This window comes from Pseudomonas huaxiensis, assembly GCF_003231275.1.
Lineage (GTDB): Bacteria > Pseudomonadota > Gammaproteobacteria > Pseudomonadales > Pseudomonadaceae > Aquipseudomonas > Aquipseudomonas huaxiensis.
Genome location: NZ_QKVL01000045.1, coordinates 1 through 19,071 on the forward strand (window position 1 = coordinate 1; position 19,071 = coordinate 19,071).

Genomic DNA, 19,071 nt, shown 5'->3' on the forward strand with positions numbered 1-19,071 from the left:
GGTTCGCCGCCGCCTGCAAGGCCGACACGCCGCCGACCACCAGGTTGGCGTTGCCCAGCGAATTGTTGTTGGCAAGGCGCAACGTGCCCTGGTTCAACGTGACGCTGCCGTTCAGGGTGTTGGCGCCCGTCAGGCTCAGCGTGCTGGTGCCGTTCTTGATCAGGTTGCCGGTACCGGACACAGTGCCGGTAAGGGACATGTCGCGGCTACCGAGGAAGGTCAGGTTGCCGCTCATGGCCACATCGTTGCCGATCTGCACGCCCGCCAGACCGCTGTCCAGCGTGGTGTTGTTGAGGGTGTTCAGGGTGCCCAAACCCAACGCGGAGTTGCTGCCCAGCACCAGGCCACCGGCATTGAGCCAGGTATTGCCCAGTTGCCCGTTGTTGCCGCTCAGCACCAGGCTGCCGGTACCGATCTTGACCAGACCGCCAGCGCCGCTGACGGCACCAGTCAGGGTCAGATCGGCGCCGCTGCCCACCACGATGTTGGTCACACTGTTGAGAACCACAGCGTTGGTCAACTGCACAGCAGTGGTGTCGGTGCCGAAGAAGGTGCCGGCGCCAAGCGCCAGCGTACCGCTGCCCACAGCGGTATTGCGGCGGACGATCAGGGTGCCCGCCGTCAGTGCAGTACCGCCGGTATGAAGGTTGTTGCCGGCCAGGATCAAGGTGCCGGCGCCGGTTTTCTCCAGCTTGCCAGCGCCGCCGATCTGGGCGTCGATCAGGGTGGAAACGCCTGTGTCGGTGCTGATGGTCGCCGAGCCGGCGGAGGTGTTGACCAGGCTGAGCAGGCCGCCTGAAGCGTTGCTCAGGGTATAGCCACTGGTACTGAACAGCAGGCTGCTGGCGGTCTGGGTGCCTTCGATGATCACCAGGCCCGCAGTCCCCTGGAACACCGCCGACACGCCATTCCAGCCATCGATGCTGTTGCCGTTGGCCTTGGTCCAGTTGTTTTCCACGTTGTTCCAGACACCGGTGCCGCCGTTGATCACGCCGTTACCGTAAGTGCCGCCGCCGTCCCAATACTGCCGGGCCAGCAATGCCGAGTTGACGACGACATTGACGATGTTGTTCTGGCTGATGTCGAGGGTGATCTCGCCTGACAGGATGCCCGTCGGCACGGTGCCCAGGGTGCCACCCGTATAGGTGAGCGACCCGGTGTAGTCGAACAGCCGGTAGATGCCGTTGGCCATGTCACCGGCGTTGGTGAAGTTGAAGGTCGGGCTGGCATTGATGGCGAGATTGCCGTTGACGCTGGCCATTGGCGTGGCGACCGTCGGCGTGCCCAGCGCGATATCCACGATGCTGCCGCTGGACAGCGTCAGCGCACCGCTGGTGAGCTTGTTACCGCTGGCAAGCGCCAGATGACCACCGTTGTTGATGGTCAGGCCGCCGGTGAGCGTACCGCTGCCGCTGATGCTGCCACCGTTGTTGACGGTGACAGCACTGCTGGCCAGGCTGCCGCCAGAGGCGATGTTGAGCCGGCCGCCATTGACCGTGGTGGTACCGGTGTGAGTGTTGATGCCGGTCAGGGTCAGGAGACCGGTACCGGCCTTGATCACAGCGCCAGGACCGCTGATGACACCGTCGAAGGTCGAACTGGCGTTGCTGTTGCCAATGGTCAGTGGCCCGCTGTTCACGGTTATCTGACCGGCCCCGGTCAGGCTCTTGAGGCCCGCGCCGAAGTCGATCGTGACCAACGCGCCGCTATCGATGTTGAGGTTCGGATTGTTGCCGAGCGCATTGGAGACCGCTGATTTGACCGTACCCTGGCGCACATCCACCAGCCCGGTGAGCGTGGAGGCTATAAACAGTTCCAGACTTCCGGTGCCGGTTTTGACGAGATCACCAGCGCCGGACATCTGAGCGTTGTAATTCACTGTGACGTCGTTGGAAAACTCCAGGGTGCTGCCGTTGTTGATAGTGATCGGAGTCAGCCCGATCAACGAGGTGCCGTACACCAGACGACCGTTGCCCGTGACGGTCAAAGCGCCGCTGCCCAGCTCTCCGTTGTCGGCGGGGGCGGTGAGGGTACCGTCGTTGAGTTCGATGCCACCCTGGAAGGTGTTGGCGCCGCTGAGCGTGAGGTTACCGCTGCCGGTCTTGATCAGTTTGGCGGTCGCCCCGCCGCTGACAACGTCATTGAGGGTGATGTCGTTGCTACCGCCGACGGTCAGGTCGGCGGCCAGTACGACCTTGTTGGCCAAGGTGACCGATTGGGTGCTGGTCAGGGTGGATGCGCCGGTGACCGTCAGGTCGCCGCTGCCCAGGGCCAGGTTGTTGCCAACGCTCAACGTACCCCCCGACAGCGTGGTGCCGCCCTGGTAGGTGTTGGCGTTGGTCAGAATCAACTGGCCGCTGCCAACCTTGGAAATGCTCCGGCTGGTGATGTTGCTGACGATGCCGGTCAGGGTCAGGTTGCCGGTACCGCCAAAGGTGCCGTTACCTGTCAGGCTGATGTTGTTGGCGAGGCTGACCGAGCCGCTTGCATCGAGACGGGCGCCGGCGGCACCAATGGCAACACCGCCCGCGCCGAACGCCTGATTGGTGCTGACCACGGCGGTGCCCGCATTGAGCGTGGTGCCTCCGGCATAGGTGTTGGCGCCGTTGATGCGCAGGGTGCCGGAGCCGTTCTTGATCAGCGTCCCCGTGGCCCCGCCGGACACCACACCATTCAGGGCGAGGGTGTTGATGCCGGTGGTTGTCATGCCTGCGGTGCCGATCAGGATATTGTTGGCCAGGTTGACCGTGCCGGCGTGGGTGGTGAGGGTGGCATTGTTGATGCTGACGTCACCGCTGCCGAACACCGCGTCATTGTTCACCGACAGCGAACCGCCGGTCAGGGCGGTGATGGTGTAGCCGGTCAGCAGCGCACCGCTCACCGTCCAGCTACCGGCCTGCACCAGCAGGTTGCTGAAGTTGAGGAAGTTCGCCGCCGACACCGAACCCGAGCCCGCTGTACCGCTACCGCCGCCGATAGCGTTCTGCAAGGCCAGGGTATTGGAGGCACCTGCCCCACCATCGACGGCACCAGGTCTGACGAATACCAGGTGGGAGTTCGAGTCGACGGTGACCGAATCAGTGCTGCTGGCACCGCCACTGACTACCGACGAGCCGGTGACCGCGTTGAAACGGTTGTTGCCACCACCGGCGCCCAGGGACAGGCTGCCCGCGACTGTGCCGGTGTTGGTGAAGATGTTGCCTTCGACCGATGCCTGGAACGCGATCCGGCCATAGATATCGTTCATGTTGGTCATCTCGACCTGGGCACCACCGTAGACCGCCATAACCGGCATGTCCGCGACCAGCACGCTCGCCCCGAGGATCCGCTCGCTCTGGATGGTCCCGCTGTTGACGATGGTCACCTTGCCGCCCGCCCCAGCCTGCGCATCGACCGCCATGCCCTTCAGATCAAGCAGGGATGCGCCGAGGTCGGCGCTGGTGCCGGACAGTCGAGCATCGGTGTAGTTGGTGATGGAGATGTTCTGGGTAAAGGCGTTACCGACTTGCAAGCCGGTGGTCAGCACTGTCTGCTGGCCGATGTAGGACGGATTGATCCAGCCTTGGTTGTTGATGCGGTTGTTGCTGCCGGTGAGTTGCATCACCGGGTTGCCGGAGCCATCGGAGCCCACCTGATCAGTGTAGGAAACGTTGACCGTGAGGCTGCTGGCCGTGCTGCTGAAGTTGCGCTGGTCGGTTCCGCTACAGGTCACCGTGACACCGTTGCTGGGCACGCCCGGTGTACAGGCTGCCAACACCTGCGCACTGCTGAGGCTGGCCAGCAGTCCCATGGCCGCCAGGCTAATGGAGAGCGACAAGGGGCTACGACGTACACGAATGGATAAGGCTGACCGACTGTCCACACACAACTCCCGATGTGGATCAGGCGACTCACACCTGACAACGCAGGTATCAACGCAATAGGCGCGGTTTCCTGCGGCTATTCAGTTGAATGGCCCGACCTTGGCAATGTAAAAATTCGAATGAGGGAGTTTTACAGCAAAAAGCCATCATTTAGGTAGGAAATATCTTACTTAAATTACTTTGCGTACTTACCAGCGTGTTCGCGGCAAATCGCCGATGGTTTGCCCCGTGAACACCGCTGGCTGCTTATTCATTCACGCCGCGTTTGAACCCTCGTCATAGGGCTGCAACGGTGGCAAGCCATAGGCCGCGCGAGCATCGTCGCAGCTCGGGTTGTGCTCACCGTTTTCCCACGACGCCTCGAACTCCCGGCAGGTACTGGAACGTTGCGCATACATGTTGCAGCTCACGCCCTTGCCCACCTCCCCGGCCAGGGAAATGCAGCGCACGGGCCTGGCGTCGGTGCCGATCATCGCCACCCGGCTGGGGCTGATCTGCACCACCACCTCGTCCGGCACACAGCCACCGGACGAAGCGCATTCGCCCCAGAAAAAAGACACACGAAAATGCGCGCAGCAGGCGCCACAACTCATACAAGGACTGGTCTTGGACATGATAGGAGGGGGGAAGAATTGTCGTTATAGGGGGAATCCCGGCGACCATTCTATGCAACGGCTTGCGCTTGAGAAGGGGGGCAAAAAAAGAAATACCGGCAGCCGACCGGCGGAAATGAAAACGCCCCGCCAACGCCTTGCGGCATCAGCGGGGCGTCGTTCGATCGACTAGCCGCGAGCGGGTTTGCCAGCCTTCGGCGGCTCGATGCCATCGGCGCGGAACATCTGGCGAATGCCGCGAACCGCCTGGCGGATGCGGTCCTGGTTTTCGATCAGGGCGAAACGCACATGGTCGTCACCGTAGTCACCAAAACCGATGCCCGGCGACACGCAGACCTTGGCCTCAGCCAGCAGCTTCTTGGAGAACTCCAGCGAACCGAGGTGGGCGTATTGCTCCGGGATCTTCGCCCAGACATACATCGACGCCTTGGGGTTCTCGACCATCCAGCCCATCTCGTGCAGGCCCTTGACCAGCACATTACGGCGCTGGCGGTATTGCTCGGCGATGTCGAGCACCGGTTGCTGGTCGCCTTCCAGCGCAGCGATGGCCGCGACCTGCAGCGGCGTGAAGGTGCCGTAGTCGTGGTAGCTCTTGATCCGCGCCAGGGCGCTGACCAGCTCCGGGTTACCGACCATGAAACCGATCCGCCAGCCGGCCATGTTGTAGCTCTTGGACAGGGTGAAGAACTCGACCGCGATGTCCTTGGCGCCCGGCACCTGCATGATCGACGGGGCTTTCCAGCCGTCGTAGACGATGTCGGCGTAGGCCAGGTCGTGGATCACCAGCACGTCGTACTGTTTGGCCAGGGCCACGACGCGCTCGAAGAAGTCCAGCTCGACGCACTGCGCGGTCGGGTTCGACGGGAAGCCGAGGATCATCATCTTCGGCTTGGGGATCGACTCGCGAATGGCCCGTTCCAGCTCATTGAAGAAGTCCACACCCGGCACCAGCGGCACCGAACGCACCTGGGCGCCGGCGATGACTGCGCCATAGATGTGGATCGGGTAGCTGGGGTTGGGCACCAGAACGGTATCGCCATGGTCCAGGGTCGCCAGCATCAGGTGAGCCAGGCCTTCCTTGGAGCCGATGGTGACGATGGCTTCGCTTTCCGGGTCGATCTCGACCTCGTAGCGGTCCTTGTACCAGCGCGAAATGGCACGGCGCAGACGCGGAATGCCGCGGGAGGTGGAGTAGCCGTGGGTATCTTCGCGCTGGGCGACCTGCACCAGTTTCTCGACGATGTGCGGCGGCGTAGCCCCGTCGGGGTTGCCCATGCTCAGGTCGATGATGTCCTCGCCACGACGGCGCGCAGCCATCTTGAGTTCGGCGGTGATGTTGAAGACGTAGGGGGGGAGACGATCTATGCGCGCAAAGCGGCGCGGCGAACCTTGGTCGGCCATGACTTCCTCGAAGACGTAAGCGCCCGGAACCGTCCGAGCGACGTTGGCCACTGCGGTAGCCGATCTGGAAGATAGTGGCTGACGGGGAAGGCTGTAAAGATTTATTTCTGTGCCCAGCCTCCAAGGCCACAAACAAAAACGCCCCGAACCTTTCGGTCCGGGGCGTTCTCGTCAAACCTCTCGCACTCAGTGCGCGTAGGTCAGCAACAGCTCGGCAGGCACCTTGGTGTCCAGCGACATCATCACGCTCAGGGCGGTGATGGTGAAGATGGAGAACACGAACAACTTGCGTGCCCACAGACGATCATCCTTGGCCTTGTAACCGGTCCAGGCCATGTACAACCAGTACATGCCCATGGCCGCGGCCACCGCCAGATAGCTCATGCCGGCGTAGCCACCAAAGGTCAGCATCAGGGTCGCCGCAAGGAAGGCCACGATGTACCAGAGGATGTGCTTCTTGGCCACCAGAATGCCGCGCTTGACCGGCAGGACCGGAATCGAAGCAGCCAGGTAGTCGTTGAAGCGGAAGATCGCGATCGCGTAGGAGTGCGGCATCTGCCACAGGCTGAACATCACCAGCAGGGTCAATGCAGCCAGGTCGAAGGTACCGCTCACGGCGCAATAGCCGATCACCGGAGGCATGGCACCGGACAGGCTGCCAACCAGGGTGCCGTGCACCGATTTACGCTTCAGGTACAGGCTGTAGAAACCCACGTAGATGATGAAGCCAATCAGGCCGAACAACGCCGCCAGTGCATTGGCCTGCACATACAGCAGGCCGAGGCCGGCCACCCCGAGCAGGGTGGCGTAGACCAATGCAACTTTCGACGAAATCAGCCCCTGAACCATCGCACGGTTCTTGGTGCGCTCCATCTTGATATCGATGTCGCGGTCGATCCAGTTGTTGAAAACACAACCGGATGCGACGACCAGCGAAGTGCCAATCACCGTGGCGAGGAACAGCATGAAGTCGACATGCCCTTGTGCAGCGAGGAAGAATCCGCCCGCTACCGACAACACGTTACCGAAAATGATTCCCGGTTTGGTGATCTGGATAAAGTGCTTGAGGGACATGCCGCCTTACCTCACTTCGCCATCATGCTTGAGTGGATGCTGAACATGATCCACAGAGACAGGCCGACCAACAGCGCGATGACCAGCGCCGTGAACAGGAACGACGTCACGCTGGAGCGTGCTGCTTGCGAGCCATCCAGGTGCAGGAAGTAGTACAGGTGCACCACGATCTGGATCACTGCGAACGCAACGATGATCAGCAGGGTCATGTCTTTCGGCAGGCTCGGGTACATCACCAGGCCGAATGGAATGACGGTCAGGATCACCGACAGGATGAAGCCGATGGCGTAGGACTTGACGCTGCCGTGGTTGGCTTCGTCGTGGCCGTGGCTGCTGTTGTGTGCGTTAGCCATTTACAGAACTCCCATCAGGTACACGACGGTGAACACGCAGATCCAGACCACGTCCAGGAAGTGCCAGAACAGGCTCAGGCAGCTCATGCGGGTCTTGCTGGTGTTGGTGATGCCGTGCTTGTTGATCTGGTACATCAGGATTGCCATCCAGATCAGACCGGCGGTCACGTGCAGACCGTGGGTACCGACCAGGGCGAAGAAGCCCGACAGGAAGCCGCTGCGCGATGGGCCGAAGCCTTCGCTGATCAGCAGATGGAACTCGTTGATTTCCATGCCGATGAAGCCGGCGCCCAGCAGCCAGGTAATGGCCAGCCAGCCCAGTACGCCGCTCTTGTTGCCTTTGTACATCTGCAGCATCGCGAAGCCGAAGGTGATACTGGAGAACAGCAGCAGCGCGGTCTCACCCAGTACGTAGTTCAGTTCGAAGATGTCATGACCCGACGGGCCGCCGGCAAAGTTGCCGGACAGCACCGCGTAGGTAGCGAAGATCGACGCAAACAGGATGCAGTCGGTCATCAGGTACAGCCAGAAACCGAATACGGTCATCTGGCCCGAGTCGTGGTGGTGATCGTCGTGCCCATGGTCGTGACCATGAGCACCTGCGTTGATTACTTGACTGGACATTGATTAAACCCGCTCGAACGATTCAACACGTGCGCCAGCAGGCGCGCCGGTGGCCAGACCCAGGGTCTTCATGCGCTCACCTTCGATGCGCGCCACTTCCTCGGCAGGAACCATGTAGCCCTGGTCGTCACGCGCAGCGTGGCGAACGAAGACTGCGACGGTGGCGAACAGGCTCACACCCACCAACCACCAGATGTGCCAGATGAAGGCAAAACCGAAGATGGTCAGGAACAGGCCCATGAACACACCGGTAGAGGTGTTGTTCGGCATGTGGATCGCTTCGTACTTGGCCGGAGCCTTGTACGCAACACCGGCTTCCTTGGCTTCGTGCCAGGCATCCAGGCCGACTTTCTCAGGCATGGTGGCGAAGTTGTAGAACGGTGGTGGCGACGAAATCGACCATTCCAGGGTGCGGCCGCCCCATGGGTCGCCGGTCACGTCCAGGTTTTCGTTGCGATCGCGGATCGACACGTACAGCTGGATCAGCTGGCAAGCGATACCGAACAGGATCAGCACGGCGCCGACCACGGCAACGTACAGGTACGGTTCCCAGGCAGGGTTGTCCGAGCTGTTCAGACGACGGGTCATACCCATGAAGCCCAGTGCGTACAGCGGCATGAAGGCCACGTAGAAACCGGAGATCCAGAACCAGAAGGCAGCTTTGCCCCACTTCTCGTTCAGGGTGAAACCGAAGGCTTTCGGGAACCAGAAGGCGAAGCCGGCGATGTAGCCGAACACCGCACCACCGATGATCACGTTGTGGAAGTGAGCGATCACGAACAGGCTGTTGTGCAGCACGAAGTCAGCGCCCGGTACAGCCAGCAGAACGCCGGTCATGCCACCGATGGAGAAGGTGACCATGAAGCCGAGGGTCCACAGAACCGGCGCGGTGAAGCGCAGACGGCCCTGGTAGATCGTGAACAGCCAGTTGAACAGTTTTACCCCGGTCGGGATCGAAATCAGCATCGTTGCCAGACCGAAGAAGGTGTTGACGCTGGCGCCAGAACCCATGGTGAAGAAGTGGTGCAGCCATACCGCAAAGCCGAGTACCGCGATCGCGCCCGATGCATAGATCATCGAGTGGTGACCGAACAGGCGTTTGCCGGTGAAGGTCGAGGTGACTTCCGAGAACACACCGAAGGCCGGCAGGATCAGGATGTAAACCTCAGGGTGACCCCAGGCCCAGAACAGGTTGACGTACATCATCGGATTCCCACCAAGCTCGTTGGTGAAAATGTGGAAGTCCAGATAACGGTCAACGGTCAGCAGAGCCAGCGCAGCAGTCAGGATCGGGAACGAAGCGACGATCAGTACGTTGGCCCAGGTGCAGGTCCAGGTGAAGATCGGCATGTCCATCAGCTTCATGCCAGGCGCGCGCATTTTCAGCACGGTCACCAGGAAGTTCACGCCTGTCAGGGTCGTACCCAGACCGGATAGCTGTAGCGCCCAGATGTAGTAGTCAACCCCGACACCAGGGCTGTACTGGATACCCGCAAGCGGCGGATAAGCCACCCAGCCGGTCTTGGCGAACTCGCCGACGCCCAGGGAGATGTTGACCAGCGCAACGCCGGACACCAGCAGCCAGAAGCTCAGGGAGTTGAGGAACGGGAAGGCAACGTCACGTGCACCGATCTGCAGAGGCAGGGCCAGGTTCATCAGGCCGGTGAAGAATGGCATCGCCATGAAGATGATCATGATCACACCGTGAGCGGTGAAGATCTGGTCATAGTGCTCTGGAGGCAGGTAGCCCTCGGCACCACCGGTGGCGGCCGCGAGCTGGGTACGCATCATGATGGCGTCGGCGAAGCCGCGGATCAGCATGAGCATCGCGACGATGATGTACATCACGCCGATCTTCTTGTGGTCGACCGAGGTCAGCCACTCGGTCCACAAGTAGGTCCACTTCTTGTAGTAGGTGATTAGCGCGAACAACGCGATACCGCCGAGCGCAATCATGGCGAGCGTCACCATGACTATCGGCTCGTGGTACGGGACCGCGTCCAGACTTAATTTACCGAACATCTCTTACTCCTCTGCCCCAGCAGCTGAATGCATACTCACGTCCATACCCTCGGTAGCGGCCGCTGCCTGCTTGTGCTCGGCCTTCTCGTGCACTACCGGCTTGCCGCGGTTCATGCCTTCGTACTTGTCGACGATGGTCTGGAACTGGTCGGCCGGTGCCACGCTGTACAGCGCTACCGGGTTGTTTTCGCTAGCTTTGGCCAAGGCTTCGTATTCAGCCTTGTCCAGCTGTTTTGGCGATTGCTTGACTTCGTTCACCCATGCCTCGAAATCGGCCTGGGAGGTGGCGACTGCCTTGAATTTCATACCGGTGAAGCCGGCACCGCTGTAGTTCGCCGAGATACCGTCGAACACACCGTTTTCGTTGGCGATCAAGTGCAGCTTGGTGGTCATGCCGGCCATCGCGTAGATCTGGCCGCCCAGGCCCGGGATGAAGAACGAGTTCATCACCGAATCAGAGGTCACACGGAAGTTGACCGGGGTGTTGGCCGGGAAGACGATCTTGTTGACCGTGGCAATGCCTTGTTCCGGGTAGATGAACAGCCATTTCCAGTCCAGGGCGACCACATCGATCTGCACCGGCTTCACGTCGGAAACCAGCGGACGATACGGGTCCAGCTCATGGGTGGTCTTGTAGGTCACGACGCCCAGGGCGACGATGATCAGTACCGGGATGGTCCAGATAGCGACTTCGATCTTGGTCGAGTGCGACCAGTCCGGCGTGTATTTGGCAGCCTTGTTCGAGGCGCGATACTTCCAGGCGAAGGCCAGGGTCATGAAAATGACCGGGACCACCACCAGCAGCATCAGGCCGAAGGCGATGAGGATAAGGTTCTTTTGCTCAATGCCAACCTGACCCTTCGGGTCGAGCAGGGTCCAGTTGCACCCACTGAGTAAAAGCATGCCTAAAAAGGGCAGAATGCCAAACAGTCTGGGGTAACGCTTTTTACTCATCTCACGACCTCTAGATCAGCTTGCTTCAATGCAATTTGTGTTTTGGTCGCCAACACTTCGTCCTGCCTAGTGTCAGCATTTACGGGCGAATAGGGACATACCTTGAGAAGCGGCGCTGCTCGGCATGAACCTGGGTGGTGCGTGGTTATTATTCTGACTTCGTGGGCAACAGGCCTGTATCTCAGACCAAGTCCATTTGGTGCGGAAAATCACGGAGAGGAGTCAGCCCTGCATCACCGCGGGCGGCGCTCGTCGAAGTCAGCGAAAAAAGCCCTGGGAGCCTTTGTTAATGCGACTTGCAAGCAGTGCCGAACGGAAATTGGGGGCGATTGTAGATAGGTAACCAACCATTGACTATGACTTATTGAGCAACAGTCTTTTACAAGAAGTGTAATAATCCGGCCCGATAAATCAGTTTCGCGACAGTTTGTCGCACCCTGCTCAATAGTCCTGAAACGCCCGTACCACAAGGGTTTGACATTGACGCAGATCAACCAGGGTGCGCAGCCTGAGGGAAACTTCCTTCAACAAGAGGCTTGCGTCAACACATGACTTTTGTCTAACGCTGGCGACGGTTGCGGATGATGCCCAAAGGTACCAGGACGACGGTCAGGATGAACGCCATAAGCGCCCACTGCGCAAGGGAAAGTCCCAATACAGGTGGGTATGGCGTGGAGCAGAAACCGTCCACCTGGAAGACCAGCGGCAATACCGAGGCCAGCGGCAGTCCGTCGACGATCGGTTGCAGGGTATCGATGCCGCAGCTGACCGCCGGGTTGGCGAGGATATAGACATGGTTGCCGGCGGCGGCGACACCGCCCAGCGCACTGAGCACCACCAGCCCCTCGAAGACGGTCAGGCTGCGCTTGCCGGGCATGGCCGCGCCGATGAAGGCGAACAGGGCGATCAGCAACAGCGCATAGCGCTGCAGGATGCACAACGGGCAAGGCGCCTCGCCAAGAACGATCTGCATGTACAAGGCACCGCCGATCAGCGCCAGACAGATCACACCCAACAGCACCAGGAAGCGCCTCTCGCGATTGAGACGCTGCGTTTGCTCGTTCATTGCCATTCCCTTCACTAGGTGGTTCGACTCGGCCTCGCTGAAAGCCGCGGGGCGCACAAGATGACGGCGCGCCGGCCGAAAGTCTACATGCAGACCGCGGATCAAAGGTGAAGTCCGTGTGAAAAGGCAGGCGCAGGAAGGAGTGAAGAGGAGGCTGATTAAAGGAGGATTAATGAAAAAGCACCGCGACGACTCAGCATTGCGCCGAGCCGTCGCGATTGGGCTTATTCCAGCGCCGCAGCCGGCCCGAAGAACTCATAACGGCTCTGCCCTTCCGGCACGCCCGCAGCCTTCAACTGGCGCTTCACCGCCGCCATGAACGGCTTGGGCCCGAGGAAGTAGGCATCCACATCCCGCTCCAGCGGCAACCAGCCGGCCAGTTGCTCCTGGCTCAGGTAACCCAGGGCATCCCCCGGCAGGCTCACGCCGTCATCTTCGTCATAGCAATAGAAACGCTTGAGCTGCGGATGCCGCGCCGCCAGCGCATCAACGTGTTCACGGAAGGCATGCACCGCACCGTTGCGGGCGCAATGGATGAAGTGCACCAGCCGTCCGCTGTCCAGCGCCGCATCCAGCATCGCCAGGGTCGGGGTGATGCCGACGCCGCCACTGATCAGCACCAGCGGCTTGTCGCTGGCGGCCAGGACGAAATCGCCCGCCGGTGGGAACAGGTTGATGCTGTCGCCCACTTTCAGTTGGTCATGCAGGTAGTTGGACACCTTGCCGCCCGCCTCGCGCTTGACGCTGATGCGGTACAGACGGCCGTCACCGAGGCTCGACAGGGAATAGTTGCGGCGCTGCTCCGCACCGTCGATGAACAGTTGCAGGCCGATATACTGCCCAGGCTCTGCCACCAACACCGGCTTGCCATCGACCGGCGCAAAGTAGAAGGAGACGATCTCGGCGCTCTCCTCGACCCGCTCGACCAGCGTGAACGCCCGTGCACCGCGCCAGCCACCCTCGGCCGCTTCCTTCTGCTGATACATGCCTTCTTCGGCGCCGATAAGGATGTCCGCCAATTGCTGGTACGCCGCGCCCCAGGCCGCCAGCACTTCGGGGGTGGCGATCTCGCTGCCCAGCACTTCCTCGATGGCGCGCAACAGGCAGCGACCGACGATCGGGTAATGCTCAGGCAGGATCTGCAAGGCCACATGCTTGTTGATGATCTGACCCACCAGCCCGCCCAACTGCTCCAGTTGGTCGATATGCCGCGCGTACATCAGCACGCCGTTGGCCAGGGCCCGTGGCTGGTCGCCGCTGGACTGGTGGGCCTGGTTGAACAGCGGACGCACTTCGGGGTACTCGCTGAGCATCATTTTGTAGAAGTGGGTGGTCAGGGCTTCACCACCGCTTTCCAACAGCGGCACTGTGGCTTTGACGATTGCACGGTCTTGGGCATTAAGCATGAAACGACTCCTGAGCCTTAGGCTTCTGGTTTAAACACTGCCCTTGTCATTTCAGAATTCGTGCCAACCTTAAAACCCAGCAAAATCAGGCACCTGAAAGCAAAAGAGTCAAAATGACACAAAGCCTGCTAGAGTCATTAAGACTAACTGGAGTCATTATGACCGCAAAGTCCCTGCTCACCGCCCTGCTCCCTCTAGTCAGCGACCTGTCCCGCGAACTGCCGGAAGGCGAGCGTTATCGTCGCCTGCTGGAAGCCATGCGCGCCCTGCTGCCGTGCGATGCCGCCGCGCTGTTGCGCCTGGACGGTGAGTGGCTGGTACCGCTGGCAGTGGACGGATTGAGCGCCGATACCCTCGGTCGCCGCTTCCGGGTCAGCGAGCACCCGCGTTTCGCCGCCCTGCTCAGCCGCAGCGGGCCGACCCGCTTCGCCAGCGACAGCGAACTGCCCGACCCCTACGACGGGCTGGTCGAAGGCCTTCACCAGCAGCTTGAAGTCCACGATTGCATGGGCTGCCCGCTGTTCGTCGATGAACGACCGTGGGGCCTGATCACCCTCGACGCACTGTCGCCGGAGAGTTTCCAGCAGGTCGAGCTGGATTCCCTGCAAGCCTTCGCCAGTCTCGCCGCGGCCACCGTCAACGTGGCCCAGCGCATCGAACGCCTGGCCCTGCGCGCCGAGGACGAACACCAGCGCGCCGAGGTCTACCGCCAGGCCAGCGGCCAGCAGGACAAGGAACTGATCGGCCAGAGCAAGGCGCACAAGCGCCTGCTGGAAGAAATCCGCCTGGTCGGCGGCAGCGACCTGACCGTGCTGATCACCGGGGAAACCGGGGTCGGCAAGGAGTTGGTGGCCCAGGCCATCCACCAGGCCTCGCCACGAGCCGACAAACCGCTGATCAGCCTCAACTGCGCCGCCCTGCCCGACACCCTGGTGGAAAGCGAGCTGTTCGGCCATGTCCGTGGCGCCTTCACAGGCGCGGTGGGCGAACGCCGCGGCAAGTTTGAACTGGCCAACGGCGGCACGCTGTTTCTCGATGAGGTCGGCGAGTTGCCGCTGCTGGTTCAGGCCAAACTGCTTCGAGTGCTGCAGAGCGGCCAGTTGCAGCGCCTGGGTTCGGACCAGGAACACCGGGTGGACGTGCGCCTGATCGCCGCGACCAACCGTGACCTCGCCGAGGAAGTGCGCGCCGGTCGCTACCGCGCCGACTTCTACCACCGCCTGAGCGTTTACCCGCTGCCCGTGCCGGCGCTGCGCGAGCGCGGTCGCGATGTGCTGCTGCTCAGCGGTTACTTCCTTGAACAGAATCGCTCGCGCATGGGCCTCAACAGCCTGCGCCTGAGCCCCGAGGCCCAGGCCGCGCTGCTGGCCTACGACTGGCCGGGCAATGTCCGCGAACTGGAACACCTGATCGGCCGCTCGGCGCTCAAGGCCCTCGGCCAACACCGCGACCGCCCGCGTATTCTCAGCCTCGACGCCGCCGACCTCGACCTGCCAGGTATCGCCAACGCGCCGGCCGAGCCCGCACCGTTTCACGACACCACCGACGCCGCCGTCAGCGGCGATCTGCGCCAGGCGCTGGACCTGTACCAGCGCCACCTGATAGAAGCGTGCCTGGAGCGACATCAACACAACTGGGCCAGCGCCGCCCGCGAACTGGGCCTGGACCGTGCCAACCTCGCCCGCCTCGCCCGTCGCCTCGGTCTACGCGGATAGCGAGATGCGTTAAAGCCATGGCCGCTCGGGTCGATAACCCGGCACAAGCCTCTGAATCCCATTTTTCACGAAGGTCACTATGTTCTCGCAAAAAGCTCGCGCGGACTCGCTGTCGCTGCTGCTGTTCACCCTGCGCAGCGGCAAGCTGATGGCGATCAACCTGCTCAAGGTCAGCGAGATCATTCCCTGTCCGCCGCTGACCCGCCTGCCCGAAGCGCATCCCCACGTCAAAGGCGTGGCGACCCTGCGCGGCAACCCGCTGCCGGTGATCGACCTGTCCCGCGCCATCGGCGAGCGACCGCTGGCCGATCCCAACGGCGGCTGCCTGATCGTCACGGACATCAGCCGTTCCAAGCAGGGCCTGCATGTCCAGGCGGTGAGCCGCATCGTGCACTGCCTGAGCACCGACATTCGGCCGCCACCCTATGCGTCTGGGGAAAAGTCGTTCATTACCGGCGTGACTCGCATCGACGACGCGCTGGTGCAGGTGCTGGATATCGAGAAGGTCATCCACGGCATCACCCCGAGCCGCCACGACAACGCCCCGGCGCAATTGAACAGCGAAGACGCGGCGGTGCTGGCGGCGACCAACATACTGGTGGTGGATGACAGCCAGGTTGCGCTGCAACAGTCGATCTACACCCTGCGCAGCCTAGGCCTGGAATGCCATACCGCGCGCAGCGCCAAGGATGCGATCGCGACGTTGCTGGAACTGCAAGGCACCGATCAGGAAATCAACGTGGTGGTGTCGGATATCGAGATGTCCGAGATGGATGGCTACGCCTTCACCCGGACCCTGCGCGAGACGCCGGACTTCCAGCACCTGTATGTGCTGCTGCACACCTCGCTCGACAGCGCGATGAACAGCGAAAAGGCCAAGGCGGCCGGGGCCAACGCGGTGCTGACCAAGTTCTCGTCACCGGAACTGACCGACTGCCTGATCGTGGCGGCACGGACGGTGGCGTTCGCCGAGCGCTGATCCAAGGTTGTACCCCGAACTCCGCTCCCCCTGTGGGAGCTGGCTTGCCAGCGATTGCGTCAGACCAGACGACATCTGTTGTCACTGATGGCCTCATCGCTGGCAAGCCAGCTCCCACAGGGTCCAGCGGCATACGCCCTTACCCCAGCGGAGCCAACTCCCGATGAAAGCGCAGACCCTCACCCTTCTCAGCACCCTCCTGCTGGCGGGCACCGCGCAGGCCTCCAGCGACCAGGCCTGGGCCGAACACGACAAGCAACTGCTGCGCGCCTGCACCCAGGCCAGCCAGCTCAAGGACGTCCGCGCCCTCGGCAAGAGCGCCGAATTCGACGACCGCACCGGCTACTCCGCCTTGCTCCTGCAAGGCCGCTTCCCGCAAAAACACATGAACAACCGCAAGGGCACCGAACTGTGCCTCTACGACCGGCGCCACAAGACCGCCACCGTGACCGAATGGACCCCTGGCAAACCGTGAGCAACGCTGAAGCGAACACCCTGCATTTCAACTGCACCGGCTGCGGCAAGTGCTGTACCGGCCACCATGTCCCGCTGACCCTGAGCGAAGCCCGCCAGTGGGTCGATGACGGCGGCCAGGTCATCGTGCTGGTCGAGGCGTTCCTCGACAACGGCCTGGGCCTGCCGGTCGAGCAGCAGGAACACGCCCGCCGTCGTTCCTGCGCAGTGCCCTGCGGCGCGACCGACGCCTTTGTCGCCATCACCTTCGCTGCCTTCAATCCGGGGCCGTGCCGCAACCTGGACGCCGACCTGCGCTGCCTGATCTACGAGCGCCGGCCGCTGGTTTGCCGCATCTATCCCATGGAGATCAATCCGCATATCCCGTTGCGCCCCGAGGCCAAGGACTGCCCGCCCGAAGCCTGGGAAAGCGGCGCGGCACTGATCCACCGCGAGCGCGTCGTGGACCCGCAACTGCTGGAACTGATCGAGCGTTCACGCCAGGCCGACCGCGAGGACATCCGCAACAAGGCCCTGGTCTGCCAACGCCTGGGCATCGACACCAGTGCGCTGAAAGGCAACGGCTTCACGGCTTATCTTCCGGACACGACGGCACTGCGCCAGGCCATGGTGGAAACGGCCAGCGAACCGGACGCGGCTCTCGCCGCCTGGACATTACATGTGGAGGATGGCGACCTTGCCGGAAAGCTGAGCTCGGCAGGAGCCAGGATCACCGGCGTGAGCGCCGGGCACTACAGTTTCATCGGGTTCTGATACGGCGTCTTATTGACGCCGGCACCAGAACTCTTCGGCCAGGCGACGCAGGTCTTCGGCAAGACCGGCCACGTCACTGGCAGTGGAATGACCGCGCTGACCGGCAGTGACACTCTGCTCACTGGCCTGGCGGATGCTGATGATGTTGCGGTTGATGTCTTCGCTGACCAGGCTCTGCTGCTCGACCGCCGAAGCGATCTGCATGCTCATCTCGCTGATCTGATTGACCCGCTGGCTGATGCCGTGCAGCGCCTGGGTCGCGTGCTGGGCCTGTTCGACGCTTTGCCCGGCGTGATCACTGCTCTGCTGCATCGCCACCACCGCGTCACGGGCGCCGCTCTGCAGCACACTGATCATCCGCTGGATTTCCCCGGTCGATTGCGCGGTGCGCTGGGCCAGGCCGCGGACCTCATCGGCAACCACGGCAAACCCGCGTCCATGATCACCCGCCCGGGCGGCTTCGATCGCGGCGTTGAGGGCCAGCAAGTTGGTCTGCTCGGCGATGCTGTGGATAACTTCCAGCACGCCGGAAATCTCCTCGCTATGGTTCTCCAGGGTGTGCACCACTTCCGTGGCTTCGGCCAGGGCGTTGGCCAGTTGCAGGATGGTCGTGCGGCTCTGGTCAACCAGGTTGTGGCCGACCTGGGTTTCATCCTCGGCCTGATCCGCCGCGCGGGATGCCTGCTGGGCGCTGCTGGCCACTTCCGCCACCCGGGCCGCCATGCGGTTGATCGCATCGGCCACCTGATCCGCGTCGCCCTGCTGGCCGACCGTGGTGGTGTGGCTGTGTTGCAGATGGCTGGCGAGGTCGGCGGTGTGCCCGGCCAGACGCTTGGAGGTGTCGCCGATGCGGCCGACCACGGCGCCCATCTGCGCTTCGAGCATCTGCAGGGCGAATTCGATCTGCCCCACTTCATCACGGCGACCGGTGTACAACTGCTGGCTCAGCGGGTTGTCCGCCACTTCGTTGGCCCGTGCGCGCAACCGCTCCAGCGGGCGCAAGGTCCGCGAGATCAGCAGCGCGCCAAGCGCCACGAAGACCAGCCACTCCACCGCGCCCTGCAAGGGAAACTCCGGCAACAACAGGCGGCTGCCGCCCATGACCAGCGCCAGCAGCCCGGCCAGGTTCAGCGCCAGGCGCTTGCCCAGGCCCAGCACCGGCAGACGATCACGCCAGGTCAGCGCGCCGTTGCGCAGTTTGGCGTAATGCAGTTCGGCGGCGGCCACCTGGGCTCGGGTCGGCTTGGTGCGCACCGATTGATATTCCACCGTTTCACCATGGCTGGTGATCGGCGAGACAAACGCGCTGACCCAATAGTGATCGCCGTTCTTGCAGCGGTTCTTCACCAGGCCCATCCACGAGCGGCCCCTTTTCAGGGTTGCCCACATATGTTCGAACGCTGCAGAAGGCATGTCCGGGTGGCGGACGATATGATGCGCGCTCCCGATAAGCTCTTCCCGGGAGAAGCCGCTGATCTTTATGAATTCGTCGTTGGCGTAGGTTATGGCACTGGTGAGATCAGTGGTGGAAAGGATGTTAGCGTCACCACGGTAATCCACATTGCGACCGGTCACAGGCAGATTGCTCTTCATCGAGAGGCGCTCGTCATTCGGATGAGGGGGTTATAAAGCAGGGCGGAAATACTACGGGCGGCCCCTTGCGCGCACCTTGATCCAGAGCAGCATTACGGCCCTTTGCCATCACCGTCTGTCCGCCGCATCCCGGTTAACTGACAGCCGTGACAGCTAGCCGTCACGCTGCCGACCCGGTCT

15 protein-coding genes are annotated in these 19,071 nt (G+C 62.0%); 4 read left to right on the forward strand and 11 right to left on the reverse strand.

The features are described from left to right. The 10 genes from DM374_RS27790 to hmpA form a co-directional block, all read right to left on the reverse strand. Positions 1 to 3,817, reverse strand: a 3,817-nt coding sequence (locus DM374_RS27790) for a beta strand repeat-containing protein (protein WP_177431618.1), incomplete at its 3' end; no start/stop codon positions are given. Between the two features lie 300 nt (positions 3,818 to 4,117). Beyond that, a complete protein-coding gene (locus DM374_RS27795; protein ID WP_110972781.1) occupies positions 4,118 to 4,477 on the reverse strand; it encodes a YkgJ family cysteine cluster protein in 360 nt (119 codons plus the stop codon). 168 nt (positions 4,478 to 4,645) lie between these two features. Beyond that, complete coding sequence (alaC, locus tag DM374_RS27800; protein WP_110972782.1) at positions 4,646 to 5,878, reverse strand: alanine transaminase; 1,233 nt, start codon at positions 5,876 to 5,878, stop codon at positions 4,646 to 4,648. A gap of 186 nt (positions 5,879 to 6,064) precedes the next feature. After that, on the reverse strand, positions 6,065 to 6,952 hold the full coding sequence (cyoE, locus tag DM374_RS27805) for a heme o synthase (RefSeq protein ID WP_095158544.1): 888 nt from the start codon (positions 6,950 to 6,952) through the stop codon (positions 6,065 to 6,067). A gap of 11 nt (positions 6,953 to 6,963) precedes the next feature. Continuing rightward, positions 6,964 to 7,305: a cytochrome o ubiquinol oxidase subunit IV gene (gene cyoD, locus DM374_RS27810; protein ID WP_110972783.1), complete on the reverse strand. Its 342-nt coding sequence runs from the start codon at positions 7,303 to 7,305 to the stop codon at positions 6,964 to 6,966. After that, on the reverse strand, positions 7,306 to 7,929 hold the full coding sequence (cyoC, locus tag DM374_RS27815) for a cytochrome o ubiquinol oxidase subunit III (RefSeq protein WP_110972784.1): 624 nt from the start codon (positions 7,927 to 7,929) through the stop codon (positions 7,306 to 7,308). A 3-nt stretch (positions 7,930 to 7,932) separates the two neighbouring features. Then, positions 7,933 to 9,951, reverse strand: a complete 2,019-nt coding sequence (gene cyoB / locus DM374_RS27820; RefSeq protein ID WP_110972785.1) for a cytochrome o ubiquinol oxidase subunit I — start codon at positions 9,949 to 9,951, stop codon at positions 7,933 to 7,935. 3 nt (positions 9,952 to 9,954) lie between these two features. Continuing rightward, on the reverse strand, positions 9,955 to 10,905 hold the full coding sequence (gene cyoA, locus DM374_RS27825) for a ubiquinol oxidase subunit II (RefSeq protein ID WP_110972786.1): 951 nt from the start codon (positions 10,903 to 10,905) through the stop codon (positions 9,955 to 9,957). Positions 10,906 to 11,464: 559 nt separating this feature from the next. Beyond that, a complete protein-coding gene (locus DM374_RS27830) occupies positions 11,465 to 11,971 on the reverse strand; it encodes a disulfide bond formation protein B (RefSeq protein WP_095158549.1) in 507 nt (168 codons plus the stop codon). Positions 11,972 to 12,195: 224 nt separating this feature from the next. Further along, a complete protein-coding gene (hmpA, locus tag DM374_RS27835; protein ID WP_095158550.1) occupies positions 12,196 to 13,377 on the reverse strand; it encodes an NO-inducible flavohemoprotein in 1,182 nt (393 codons plus the stop codon). Between the two features lie 158 nt (positions 13,378 to 13,535). On the opposite strand from hmpA, the gene norR reads away from it, so the two are divergent. From norR to DM374_RS27855, 4 genes are all read left to right on the forward strand, one after another. Beyond that, positions 13,536 to 15,092 (forward strand): nitric oxide reductase transcriptional regulator NorR, encoded by a 1,557-nt coding sequence (norR, locus tag DM374_RS27840; RefSeq protein ID WP_110972787.1) that lies wholly within the window; start codon positions 13,536 to 13,538, stop codon positions 15,090 to 15,092. Between the two features lie 79 nt (positions 15,093 to 15,171). Next, complete coding sequence (locus DM374_RS27845; protein ID WP_110972788.1) at positions 15,172 to 16,071, forward strand: chemotaxis protein; 900 nt, start codon at positions 15,172 to 15,174, stop codon at positions 16,069 to 16,071. 163 nt (positions 16,072 to 16,234) lie between these two features. Next, entirely contained in the window at positions 16,235 to 16,546 is a 312-nt protein-coding gene (locus DM374_RS27850) for a hypothetical protein (RefSeq protein ID WP_110972789.1), read from the forward strand. Next, the gene (locus tag DM374_RS27855; protein WP_110972790.1) at positions 16,525 to 17,298 is read left to right on the forward strand and encodes a YkgJ family cysteine cluster protein; all 774 of its coding nucleotides are present in this window, start codon (positions 16,525 to 16,527) and stop codon (positions 17,296 to 17,298) included. The genes DM374_RS27850 and DM374_RS27855 overlap by 22 nt, the downstream gene beginning before the upstream one ends. 9 nt (positions 17,299 to 17,307) lie before the next feature. Here the strand turns inward: DM374_RS27855 and DM374_RS27860 are convergent, their stop codons facing one another. Beyond that, on the reverse strand, positions 17,308 to 18,891 hold the full coding sequence (locus DM374_RS27860) for a methyl-accepting chemotaxis protein (RefSeq protein ID WP_110972791.1): 1,584 nt from the start codon (positions 18,889 to 18,891) through the stop codon (positions 17,308 to 17,310). Positions 18,892 to 19,071: the final 180 nt, after the last annotated feature.

What these genes read in the sequence shown, in the direction of transcription:
- cyoE (WP_095158544.1), bottom strand. Translation starts at nt 6,952, where the DNA reads ATGTCCCTCAAGCACTTTATCCAGATCACCAAACCGGGAATCATTTTC.
- hmpA (WP_095158550.1), bottom strand. Translation starts at nt 13,377, where the DNA reads ATGCTTAATGCCCAAGACCGTGCAATCGTCAAAGCCACAGTGCCGCTG.
- norR (WP_110972787.1), top strand. Translation starts at nt 13,536, where the DNA reads ATGACCGCAAAGTCCCTGCTCACCGCCCTGCTCCCTCTAGTCAGCGAC.
- cyoB (WP_110972785.1), bottom strand. Translation starts at nt 9,951, where the DNA reads ATGTTCGGTAAATTAAGTCTGGACGCGGTCCCGTACCACGAGCCGATA.
- DM374_RS27855 (WP_110972790.1), top strand. Translation starts at nt 16,525, where the DNA reads ATGGACCCCTGGCAAACCGTGAGCAACGCTGAAGCGAACACCCTGCAT.
- DM374_RS27795 (WP_110972781.1), bottom strand. Translation starts at nt 4,477, where the DNA reads ATGTCCAAGACCAGTCCTTGTATGAGTTGTGGCGCCTGCTGCGCGCAT.
- cyoC (WP_110972784.1), bottom strand. Translation starts at nt 7,929, where the DNA reads ATGTCCAGTCAAGTAATCAACGCAGGTGCTCATGGTCACGACCATGGG.
- DM374_RS27860 (WP_110972791.1), bottom strand. Translation starts at nt 18,891, where the DNA reads ATGAAGAGCAATCTGCCTGTGACCGGTCGCAATGTGGATTACCGTGGT.
- cyoD (WP_110972783.1), bottom strand. Translation starts at nt 7,305, where the DNA reads ATGGCTAACGCACACAACAGCAGCCACGGCCACGACGAAGCCAACCAC.
- DM374_RS27845 (WP_110972788.1), top strand. Translation starts at nt 15,172, where the DNA reads ATGTTCTCGCAAAAAGCTCGCGCGGACTCGCTGTCGCTGCTGCTGTTC.
- alaC (WP_110972782.1), bottom strand. Translation starts at nt 5,878, where the DNA reads ATGGCCGACCAAGGTTCGCCGCGCCGCTTTGCGCGCATAGATCGTCTC.
- cyoA (WP_110972786.1), bottom strand. Translation starts at nt 10,905, where the DNA reads ATGAGTAAAAAGCGTTACCCCAGACTGTTTGGCATTCTGCCCTTTTTA.
- DM374_RS27850 (WP_110972789.1), top strand. Translation starts at nt 16,235, where the DNA reads ATGAAAGCGCAGACCCTCACCCTTCTCAGCACCCTCCTGCTGGCGGGC.
- DM374_RS27830 (WP_095158549.1), bottom strand. Translation starts at nt 11,971, where the DNA reads ATGAACGAGCAAACGCAGCGTCTCAATCGCGAGAGGCGCTTCCTGGTG.